Annotated in this window: 8 protein-coding genes; 1 reads left to right on the top strand and 7 read right to left on the bottom strand. The window is 70.3% G+C overall.

What is annotated here, in order from left to right:
* Positions 1-90: 90 nt before the first annotated feature.
* Positions 91-1,644, top strand: a complete 1,554-nt coding sequence (locus OHB13_RS23975; protein ID WP_328378449.1) for a hypothetical protein — start codon at positions 91-93, stop codon at positions 1,642-1,644.
* Between the two features lie 24 nt (positions 1,645-1,668).
* On the opposite strand, the gene OHB13_RS23970 is transcribed toward OHB13_RS23975, so the two are convergent.
* The 7 genes from OHB13_RS23970 to OHB13_RS23940 form a co-directional block, all read right to left on the bottom strand.
* Complete coding sequence (locus OHB13_RS23970; protein WP_328378448.1) at positions 1,669-2,541, bottom strand: DMT family transporter; 873 nt, start codon at positions 2,539-2,541, stop codon at positions 1,669-1,671.
* Positions 2,542-2,910: 369 nt separating this feature from the next.
* The gene (locus tag OHB13_RS23965; RefSeq protein ID WP_328378447.1) at positions 2,911-3,555 is read right to left on the bottom strand and encodes an OmpA family protein; all 645 of its coding nucleotides are present in this window, start codon (positions 3,553-3,555) and stop codon (positions 2,911-2,913) included.
* Between the two features lie 3 nt (positions 3,556-3,558).
* A complete protein-coding gene (locus tag OHB13_RS23960) occupies positions 3,559-4,152 on the bottom strand; it encodes a hypothetical protein (RefSeq protein ID WP_266853697.1) in 594 nt (197 codons plus the stop codon).
* Between the two features lie 13 nt (positions 4,153-4,165).
* Positions 4,166-4,729, bottom strand: a complete 564-nt coding sequence (locus OHB13_RS23955; RefSeq protein WP_328380378.1) for a pilus assembly protein TadG-related protein — start codon at positions 4,727-4,729, stop codon at positions 4,166-4,168.
* 41 nt (positions 4,730-4,770) lie between these two features.
* Positions 4,771-4,998 (bottom strand): hypothetical protein, encoded by a 228-nt coding sequence (locus tag OHB13_RS23950; RefSeq protein ID WP_266860742.1) that lies wholly within the window; start codon positions 4,996-4,998, stop codon positions 4,771-4,773.
* A 365-nt stretch (positions 4,999-5,363) separates the two neighbouring features.
* On the bottom strand, positions 5,364-6,254 hold the full coding sequence (locus OHB13_RS23945) for a DUF5936 domain-containing protein (RefSeq protein WP_328378446.1): 891 nt from the start codon (positions 6,252-6,254) through the stop codon (positions 5,364-5,366).
* Between the two features lie 18 nt (positions 6,255-6,272).
* Positions 6,273-7,211, bottom strand: a complete 939-nt coding sequence (locus OHB13_RS23940; RefSeq protein WP_328378445.1) for a type II secretion system F family protein — start codon at positions 7,209-7,211, stop codon at positions 6,273-6,275.
* Between the last annotated feature and the right edge of the window lie 3 nt (positions 7,212-7,214).

The raw sequence follows: 7,214 nt of genomic DNA, 5'->3' as shown, positions 1-7,214 counted from the left end.
CACGCACCACTGCCGTACACGGCTGACGTACACGAACGAATGCACATGAGCAGTAAGAGCAGTACGAGAAGCAGGAGAGGCGAGGTGGCCATGGCGAGCACGGAACCCGAGTCGAACAGCGAGGTGTCCGCTGCTGCGGACACGTCCGATGAGGCGGCGCCGGGAGAGGGTACGCAGACCGGGACGGAGAAGGTGACGGAATCCGGCGGGGCTTCCCCGAAGGACGTCGCCGCGACGCTCGCCGGTGGCGTGATCGGTGCGGAGGTGCCTGCCGCCACCCGCGTGACGGAGAGCAAGGCAACGACGCTCGAATCGGCACCCGAGGCCGTGGCCGCCGAGAAGGCCGAGCCGCAGAAGGCCGAGAAGCCCCAGAAGCCCGAACCGGCCCCCGAACCGGCCTCGGAACCGGCTTCGGAACCGGCTTCGGATGCCACGGCGGCCCCCGCAACCGAGCCGGAAACCACGGCCACCCCCGCCAGCGCCACCGCGACCTCGACCTCGACCTCGACGGCCGCAGCCTCAACGTCCCGTGGGATACCGGCACTCACCGCCGTACTGGGCAGCCTCACCCGGAGCCGTACTCGCACCCGTACCTCCTCCGATGCCACCGCCGCCGTGAGCACCGCGGGCGGGAACGGCCCCGGCGGAACCGGTACGGAGGAGGAGGACTCGGCACCCGGCAAGGTCTCCCGACCGATGGTCGCGGCGGCCGCGATCGGGGGCGTGGTGCTGCTGTCCCTCCCGTTCGTCGTCGCCTCGTTCACCGGCGGGGACGGACCCAAGCACAACACCAGGAACGCCGCCGCCGGATACACCGACCCCGGCGCCGGGGCGGACGGCTACGTACCGCAGTCCGACGCCTCCAAGGCACCACTGGGCAAGGGCGGTTCGAAGGGGACCGGCGGATCGGGCCCGGCGGGCGGCGTGAACGCCCCGCCCATCCACGAAGCCGCGTCGGCGGACAGCGCCGACGGCCCCGGGGACACCAAGACGGACAGCCATCCCGGGAAGGGCACGACCGACTCGGACTCCTCCACGGGCAAGGGGAAGACCGACACCAAGACGGACTCCTCGTCGGGCAGCGGCGCCACCAACACGGCGAACAAGACGTCGTCCTCCCCCAAGGTGCTCTACTCCGCGATCGGCGGAATGCACTGCTCCAACAGTTCGGTCACGTACACCGAACGCGGCAAGTACACCGACGACCAGAAGGGCTGGACCACCCACGACGGCGCTTACGCCTCAGGTGGCTGCTCGGGCTGGTACCGCTCGATTCCCATGTCGGGCGACTCCAACGACAGCGACAACAGCGCGGTGTGGAACTTCCGGACCGGTGACGTGAAGTCCGGCAGTTGCAAGGTCAGCGTCTACATACCGAACGACAGCAACGTCGGACACGTCGGCGGCCAGCCCACGTACTACACCGTCCACGACGGCACCAGCACCGCGGGCTCCACCCAGCTCGGCCATTTCACGATCACCCAGGTGAGTCACCGCGGCGAGTGGATAGCAGCCCCCTCGTACAAGATCAACTCAGGTGTGCTGAGCGTGAAGCTCCACGACCGCGGCGACGACTGGAGTTCGTCGTCACGGGAGAACGCACACAATGCCTCGTCCGCGATCCGGGTGGAGTGCACGGCGTAACGCCCAACGGACCCGGCCCGCCGTTTATTTCACCCTGGACGGCGGGCCGGTGCTGCCGGAGGCCAGCGGGGAGCGGGCCAGCTCGACACAGCCGAGGCCGACCAGGGCGAGCGCGGCCAGCTCAGGCACCAGCCACCAGCCGGTGCGCAGCGTCTCACCGAACAGGGTCACGCCGTACAGGATGCTGATGAGCGCGTCGCCGAGGGTGAGCATCGGCTGGACCGCGACCAGGGTGCCCGCCTGGAGGGCGTTCTGCAGCAGGAAGAGCGAGCCCACGCCGGCTGCGGCCGTGCCGTAGAGCTGCCAGGACTTGAGGAGTTCCACCCATCCGTCGGCGTCGCTGAGCCGCGCCATGGCGTCCTTCATGAGTGCGGCGGTGAGTGCGTAGCCGCAGGCGGCGGCCAGCCCGAGGAGGGCCCCGCGGGAGTTGCCACGGGTCTTGAGGGCCGCACCGATCAGGACCGTCTCGAAGATCCCGGTGAGGATCAGCGCCGGGATCCACCGCAGCCCGTCCACGGTCTCGCCACCGCCGCCCGGAGCCGCGGTGGCCATCCCGAGAGCGAGGCCCACGGTGACGGCGGCCACGCCGTACCAGACTGTGCGGGGCAGCCGTACGCGCATGAGGTAGCCGGCGAGCAGCAGGGTCGCGGGGAGTTCGATGACGAAGATCGGCTGCACCACGGCGATCGGTCCGGTGGCCAGGGCGACGGCCTGGCAGACGGCTGCGACGATCACCAGACCGACCCCGGCCAGCCACACCCGCTGGCGGATCAGGTGGCCGAAGAGGGACACATGCATCGCCTCGGCGTCGGGCACCTTCGCGGCGGCACGGCGCTGGAACACGGATGCGGCGCCGTTACTGAGCGCGGTGAGCACGGCGAAGAGGACACTGATCACCGGTCCATGATGAAGGCCGGGGTATACGAAACGGGGATCTCCCCCCGTCCGGGCCGCGCCGCCGTGGCCCCGGGCGGCACGGGCCGGGCCGTGGAGCGCGGGGGTCCGGCCCCACCCCCGTAGGCGCAGGACCCCCGCACGACGCGGGTCGCCCGCCCAGAACGCACGTCTCGCATCGCGCGCCCCGGAACGCACGCCCCGGAGCCGAATGGCCTCGCGACACAGTGCCCGCACGCCCGTACGCGGGGCAACCGAATTCGGCCACCAGCAGAAGCCGTTGCTGCCGCGCCCCGGCGGAGCCAGATCGTCGTGTCCGGTCCTGTCCTGTCCTGCCCTGCCCTGCCCTGCCCGGTCCTGTCCTGCCCGGTCCTACGAGGCGGAGCCGGACCCGGGCTTCTCGCCACGGGGGAAGGAGATCTCGACGCGGCGGTTCTTCGTACGGCCCTCTTCGGTGGCGTTCGAGGCGATCGGGTAGTCCTCGCTGTATCCGCGGATGTCGAACGTGACATCGGAGCCGAGCGACTTGGCCAGCTCCTCCTGCACGGAGTCGGCGCGCCGCTTGGAGAGGACCTTGCCGTGCTCGTACGAGCCGAGGTTGTCGGTGAACCCGAAGACCCGGACCTTGGTGGCGTGCTGGGCGAGGGCTTCGTCGGCGATGGCCTTGATGCGCGCCCTGGCCTCCGGATTGAGCTTGGGGCTGTCCTTGGGGAAGAGGACTTCTGCCTGGAGCGCGAACGTCACATCGGCGTTGGTGTCCTCACGGCGCTCCTCACCGCCGAGGTCCTCGACGACGGACTTGATGTCGAGGACATGGGAGGGCGCGAGCGTCGCCCCGTCGCCGAGCCGGAGCCCGGGGGCGGCGGGGTCGATGGCGGGCGGTGGCGAGGACGTCGTGCTGTCCGGGGGCGCGCTGGGGCCGGGGCTGGGACCGGCGGCATGTGCCCCGGTGACGGTCAGCCCGGTGAGCAGGAGGGTGGCGGCGAGGGTGGCCGCGGGGCGGCGTGGTCGTCTCATCGGTCACTGCCCGTCGGAGATGTCGATGGTGGCAGGAGGCATGTCGCCGATCTGGAACTCCACGGACTTGGTACTGGCGGGCGGGGCGGGGAACTGGGCGTAGAACGGCTTCTCCTCGTCCGCCTGGATCCCGCCGCTGAACTTCGTGCAGAGGCAGCGTCCGTCGGTGTCCCGCAGGATGAGGTACTTCTTCTTGCCTGCCTGGTCGACGAGCGCGGCCCCGGCCATGGACGTGGAGTTGGCGGCCAGTTCCTTCTCGTCCCCCGCCCAGCTGGGTTCGAGCCAGTACTTGCCGCTTCCGTTCTTCACCGTTCCGCTGACGGTGAGGAAGCCACCGGTGTCGCGCACCGCCGAGGTGATGGTCAGGGTGATGTCAGCCCCGCCCTTGACCTGTGCCAGGGTCTTGTCGGCCGACGCGGACGGAGCCGGCTGTGCGGTGTCGCCGCTCCCCTTCGCACCGGCCGCGGGGGGCGACGCGCTCCCCTTGTCCGTTCCCCCGCCGTCGCCTCCGCAGCCCGCCACGGTGAGCGCCAGGCCCGCTGTGACTGCCACAGTGGCCAGCGCCCTGCGGGCCCTCAAGGTGCGACGCATGTTCATCTACTACTCATCCTCACTCGGCCAGGTGGACAGCGAACAGGTCCTTCGGCTGGGGCAGTTCAATCGTGTCCAGCTTCTTCGGGTCGATCTCCCAGTGCCGGCCGTCACAGTCGAATTCGACGAGCTTCGGGTCTCCGGACGGCGTGACAGAGCAGCGCGGCTCGATCATCGCGACGGCATGGGCCTTGGCGTGCCTGCCCTCCGTACCGGGGATGACGGACTTGCCGACGGTGAACCGGGTGGTGATGCTCGCCTCGAAGGCGGGATACCCCTTGACCGTCGTCGGCGCGAGCCCGTCGAGGGTGGCGTCGTTGTCGCCCGCGAGCCGGGCCGCTGCGGCACTCCCCGTACCGGCGACAGGGTGGTCGCCGAGCAGCCAGCCCGCCCATGCGTCCTTCTGCCCCAGCGAGCCGGTCAGGCCGTCGGCCATCTGGTCCCGGACGTCCTGGGCCGCCGCGAGTGCTGCGGCGTCCGCGGCCGACTGGGCACCGTTGCGGGCCACGGCGGCTTGCGCGAAGGCGAAGTAGGCGAAGGCCAGAAAGAGCAGTCCGCCCACCACGACGACGTAGATGAGGATGGTCTGGCCCCGGTCGTCCCCGGCGCGGGGCGCCCTCGCCCTCAGCCCCCGGTGATGGAGTTGACGGCAGTACCGATCGCCTTCGAGATGATGTTCTGCAGCCCCAGCCCCCGCACCGCCACCACGATCAGCGCCACGATCACCAGCAGCCCGCCGTACTCCACGATGCTCGCGCCGCTGTCGCCCGCGCGCCTCCGCATCCGGGAGACGACCGTGTCGCGCCAGGTGCCGAACGCCAGATACGCCTTGAGCGTGATGTCCTTCGCCATGCTCTGCCCCTTCGGGAACGTACGACTCCGTCTCTGCGGCCGGGCTGCCGTGCGCGGCGCCCCGCCTCCCCTCACCGCGCAGGGATTCAGCCATGGCGGCCGGGCTCCCGCGCGGACGTTCCCAGCCATATCGCTTCCGCTGTAAGGCTGTTGGTGCTGGTTCGGATGCTGCTGGCAGCGGCGAACTGCTGGTCGCTCCTGCCGGAGGCGGTACGGTGCATGACCTCCGCCTCCCTCGGACTCGGCCCGAAGTCATATCCCTGGGGAGAGGGTGGCACAAAGGGTTGCGGCCTCGAAGCAGCTGACAGAAAGTGGCCGGATCCCACCCTCCGTATCAACAGCCGCGCCCTCCGTGGTCTCATCGCTCAGTTCCCGAACAGCGAGCCGAAGTCGGTGGTGGAGCCCAGGAACATGTTCGTCACGATCAGGATGAGCGTCGCCGGGACCATGGTGATCAGCGTGACCACTGTGGCCTGCGGGATCGCCTTCGCCGCCCGGCGGCGGGAGTTCTGCGCGTCGGTACGTCGCATGTCGTTGGCGATCTGTATGAGGGTGTCCGCGATCGGCGCGCCCAGTTCCTCGCCCTGCTGGAGCGCGCTGACGAACTGCGAGACCTGCTCGGACTCGTTGCGCCTGCGCAGTTCGTCGAACGCCTGGCGGCGGCTGACACCCATGTCCATCTGGCGCAGGGTGATGCGCAGTTCGTCGGCCCAGGGCCCCTCGTACTTCTCGGCGACCCGCTCCAGTGCCTGCCGGAAGCCGAGTCCCGCACTGACGACCACGGCCAGGACATCCAGGAAGTCGGGCAGGGTCCGCTCGATGATGTCCCGGCGCTTGCGGATGGCCTGCCAGATCGTCGCGTCGGCTGCGAACGCCCCGTAGGCGAAGGCGAAGACAGCGAAGATCCAGCTGCCGTTGGTGAGGAGCGCGAGGCCCGCGAGGCCGCCGAAGATGCCGTACACCGCGCGGCGGGCCGCATAGCGGTCGACGGTCAGGCCGCCCGGATTGCCCGCCGAGTCGATCCTGCGGCGCTTCTTCTCCACCGCCCGGGGGCCCATCGCCCTCAGCACGGCGGGCGCGAAGCGCATCCCCGCCCGGTCGACCGCCGCCTCGGCGCCGCCCACCCGGGTGGCGCCGACTTCGAGTGCGACGGCGAGGTCGCTGGGAACCTTCACATCGGAGCGGTACATCCGGACGCCCAGGAACATCCCGGCGACGGCCGCGCCGAGTGCCAGTGCGAGCAGCAGTCCCACCATGGCGGTTGTCCCGTCCCCTCAGACGTCGATCTTGCCGAGGCGCCGCATCCCGATGAACCCGACGGCGTACAGAGCGAGGGCGATCAGCACGGCCGCCTGGCCCAGCGGGTGGCCGGTCATCCGGGCCAGCGAGCCGGAGTCCATCGAGTTGAGCATGATCATGGCGCCCAGGCCGAGCAACGGCAGCGTGTACGCGGTGGCGTTGACCTCGGAGAGCATCGTCACGACCTCGCGCCTGGTCTCCTTGCGCTCCTCCAGGGTCTCGGTGAGGTTGCGCAGGCTGCCGACGACCGTGCCGCCCGCACGGTTGGAGAGGACCAGGGTGGTGACGAGGACGACCAGTTCCCGGGAGGGCAGCCGGGCCGCCAGCTCGCCCAGGGTCTCGTCGATCGACCTGCCCAGCGCCAGCTGGGCGGTGACCGTGGCCAGTTCCTCGCCTGCGGGTGCCTCCAGCTCCTCCGCCGCCATGCCCAGTGCGGTACGGAGAGCGAGCCCGGCGGCCGTCGCGTTGGCCAGGATCCGGGACAGCTCGGGGAGCTGGTTGATGAACGCCTCGATGCGCTTCTGGCGCTGCCAGTTGAGGAAGGTGTTGCCCGCCCACAGGGCGACCAGGCCGGCGACCGGGCCGAAGAACGGGGCCAGCGCCGCGGAGGCGATCAGCCAGAGTGCGGCGAATCCCCCGACGACGTACACGGTGAACTCGCCCGCCGTCAGATCCAGTCCGGTCGCGGCCAGCCGCAGCTGGAGCCGCTTGCCGAAGGCCGTCCCGCGGAGCCTGCGGTCGACTCCGCCGAAGCGGCGGACGCGCAGCCCCTGCGGACGCGGTCCGCTGTACGAGAGCCGGTCGACCAGGGCTTCGCGCTGCGCCTTCCCGGTGGCGTACGTATGGATACCGGCGACGGCGAGCACACCGCAGAGCAGCGTGCCGCCGATCGCCAGCAGAGCGATGTTGGTCATGGT

This window comes from Streptomyces sp. NBC_00440 (assembly GCF_036014215.1).
GTDB lineage: Bacteria > Actinomycetota > Actinomycetes > Streptomycetales > Streptomycetaceae > Streptomyces.
Note: the sequence above shows the minus strand (reverse complement) of the source record. Positions and strands in the feature narration are given on the sequence as shown.